The organism is Gluconacetobacter entanii (assembly GCF_003206495.1).
Taxonomy (GTDB): Bacteria; Pseudomonadota; Alphaproteobacteria; order Acetobacterales; family Acetobacteraceae; genus Novacetimonas; species Novacetimonas entanii.
In genome coordinates, this window is record NZ_NKUF01000105.1 from 1 (window position 1) to 2,573 (window position 2,573).

At 45.7% G+C, this 2,573-nt stretch carries 6 protein-coding genes and 1 pseudogene; 3 read left to right on the plus strand and 4 right to left on the minus strand.

What is annotated here, in order from left to right:
* Positions 1-184, plus strand: a 184-nt coding sequence (locus tag CFR72_RS17895; protein ID WP_208630099.1) for a hypothetical protein, incomplete at its 5' end; no start/stop codon positions are given.
* A gap of 38 nt (positions 185-222) precedes the next feature.
* Here the strand turns inward: CFR72_RS17895 and CFR72_RS16575 are convergent.
* Entirely contained in the window at positions 223-801 is a 579-nt protein-coding gene (locus CFR72_RS16575) for a DUF488 domain-containing protein (protein ID WP_010512347.1), read from the minus strand.
* A gap of 35 nt (positions 802-836) precedes the next feature.
* Here CFR72_RS16575 and CFR72_RS16580 point away from each other — a divergent pair, with 35 nt between their 5' ends.
* Positions 837-1,052 carry a hypervirulence associated TUDOR domain-containing protein gene (locus tag CFR72_RS16580; protein ID WP_010512346.1) on the plus strand — a complete coding sequence of 72 codons (216 nt, stop codon included), beginning with the start codon at positions 837-839 and terminating at the stop codon, positions 1,050-1,052.
* A 13-nt stretch (positions 1,053-1,065) separates the two neighbouring features.
* Here CFR72_RS16580 and CFR72_RS16585 read toward each other — a convergent pair whose 3' ends face one another.
* From CFR72_RS16585 to CFR72_RS16595, 3 genes are all read right to left on the minus strand, one after another.
* Entirely contained in the window at positions 1,066-1,338 is a 273-nt protein-coding gene (locus CFR72_RS16585; RefSeq protein WP_023524174.1) for a DUF1971 domain-containing protein, read from the minus strand.
* Entirely contained in the window at positions 1,335-1,724 is a 390-nt protein-coding gene (locus CFR72_RS16590) for a PAS domain-containing protein (RefSeq protein ID WP_014106953.1), read from the minus strand. Before CFR72_RS16590 ends, CFR72_RS16585 begins: the two co-directional genes overlap by 4 nt.
* A gap of 61 nt (positions 1,725-1,785) precedes the next feature.
* A complete protein-coding gene (locus CFR72_RS16595) occupies positions 1,786-2,151 on the minus strand; it encodes a DUF488 domain-containing protein (RefSeq protein ID WP_110914798.1) in 366 nt (121 codons plus the stop codon).
* Between the two features lie 48 nt (positions 2,152-2,199).
* Here CFR72_RS16595 and CFR72_RS16600 point away from each other — a divergent pair.
* Positions 2,200-2,466 (plus strand): annotated as a pseudogene (locus tag CFR72_RS16600) (transposase); the annotation flags it as partial.
* Between the last annotated feature and the right edge of the window lie 107 nt (positions 2,467-2,573).

The window sequence follows — 2,573 nt, forward strand, 5'->3', positions numbered from 1 at the left end:
CTGCTCAAAACGCAGACCGGAGGCCATCGCAAAAACCGTCAATCAAATCGCCAAAACCCAGAAATTACCGGCCAAGCACATCAATCAGGGGTTCTTCGATCCCTCCACATCGTTTTTTTCACAGATGACAAAAGAACGCGTTTTTCACGCTTTGAAACACCATCAAAGAGTCTCAGAGCGCTGAACATTTCTTCAGGTTCCGATGGAATATTCTGATTTTTATTATGACTTCTCATCATTTTGGACACATACGGACTCTGGAAGAGGATACGTTAAACAACCTGTTGGTTCGACAACAGCACCAGACGTAAGAACGCCTTCCTGCGTGTTCGTCAACGACAGGATATGGATCACCGTCAAACCTTTAGAAAGAAGATAATCTGAAATAATGCGCCGATGACACCGCCACCAAAGAACCTCTGCGCACATTAAAACAACCGTTTCATATCGGCTCGCTTCGATTAAAGTTGCTAGACCTTTCTGAAATTCATCGCTTAAAGCATAGTCGGCATAATTATGAAAACTTTGCACACGCCAGAATGCATTAATCGTAGGTGCAACGGTTCTAGACCGCGGACGTCTCCCGCCTAACTCCGGAAAATGACGATAAATAACGTTTACTTTCCCAAGCGCTTCAGACAGGACATTACCATTGTAATCCCGATTACGCCTAGAATACGGAAACGCACGAACATCCGCCACGAATGTAATATGATAATGACAAATAAGTGTTATAAACTCGTCAAGGGAATGCGTAGAGTGACCAATCGTATAAATCGTCTTACATTTAACCTTGGTCATTTTACAGTGTCTTCGGTTGCATAAGGAAAATTACCATGTCTTCACAAACCTTCAGAATTGGCGACATTGTTTCATGGAACTCTGAAGCCGGTTATGTCACAGGTAAAATTACGAAAATTCACACATCACCATTTCTCGTCAATGGGTATCATCATCATGCGTCAGGCCAGGAACCTCAATACGAGATTGTCAGCCAGAAAACTGGGCATATAGCATTTCACAAAGGGTCGGCCCTACAGCTACAGATGTAAGTGTTCATATACTTCACAAAGAATGAACTGGATCAGAATCGTAAAACTCCAGTTTTAGCCGGACCAAACCAGATAATTTTAGGTAATGCGTCTGCTCCGGTTTGATAAGGCCTGGTTCACAAGGTGTCAGATGCCTGACTTCTCCAGTGTCAACGTACACGAGCGTCGCAGTTCCTTCCAGAATACGGATAACTGCCCATACGCCAGCCTTCGTGGCATGACGCTGACGCAGACCTGCGGGAAGAGTTATCGCATTGAACTCCGACGTAATACGATACGGTTTCATGGCTGCTTCCTGATATCACGAAAAACAACCTTTATCGCATCGATATTTCCACTATGGTTTCTTATGATATCCATATTGAATACAACAACAATCTGCGAACCATTCCGTCTTAAAGCCGGCACGGTGAGTGTACGATCTGAATTAAAACCTGTTACTCCCTGCTCCACGACATAAGACCAACCTTTCCAGTGCCGTTCACGTAATTTTTCCGGTATAATCAGATCAAGTGACTTCCCAATAGCTTCCTCCGCCGCAAAACTAAACATCTGAACTGCGTTGTCATCCCACAACTCGATGATGCCTGAGCGATGGACCCGGACAATCGCATCGTCACAAATAATGGGAGAATTCTTTTGATCTGTTTCAGAAAAACTTAAATTCGGCATGGAACATAATTCCTAAAAACGTGATAACGGATGAATACTTTTTATACGTTAGCGTCAATACCTATATGTCCTGCTCATCCAGAAATTTCTGGAGAACAAGAGCGTGATTATGAAGCGGATCATGCGCAGCATAAAGAAGAGTGATCCTCCCTTTTTTCATAAGGTTCTCAAGTTTTTTGATGTCGGAATTTCCTTCAGAAAGCTCATGACGATACCTGAGTTTGAATTCATCCCAGTGAGCCGGGTCATGATCAAACCAGTGTCGAAGATCGGAGATTGGAGCAGCATTCTTTAACCAATAATCCATTTTAACATCTGATTTGTGCAACCCTCGAGGCCACAATCGATCCACAAGAACACGAACGCCATCTATTTCCGAAGGCAGATCGTAAACTCGTTTTATCCGAACGTCGTGTCGAGATTTCATGACAGACTAGGGCCTGTTAGATCTTGAATTTCTTCCCATATTGTAGGGATGGAAGAAGGAGACAGAACAGGCACCTTTACGGACGAGACATGGGCGATCTGGGAACCTCTGATTGAGGAGGTTCGCCAGAGGGGCAAGACGCCGCCACATGATCTGCGGCGGACGATAGCAGCGATTTTCTGGCGTCATGAGAATGGCGCGAAATGGCGGAGTATCCCCGCTGAACTGGGTCCGTGGTGGCGGGCTGCGCAGCTTTTCATCCGCTGGGCGAAGCTCGGCGTATGGGAGCGGCTGCTCGCACTGGTTCAGGAACAACAGGGAGTGGGACTATCCTGAATTTTGTGCGGTGTGGTGATAAATTGCTCGAAGAGGAGCCCCCGCATGAGCATTGATAAAGACCTCCTGGACCGCCTGATGGAAGG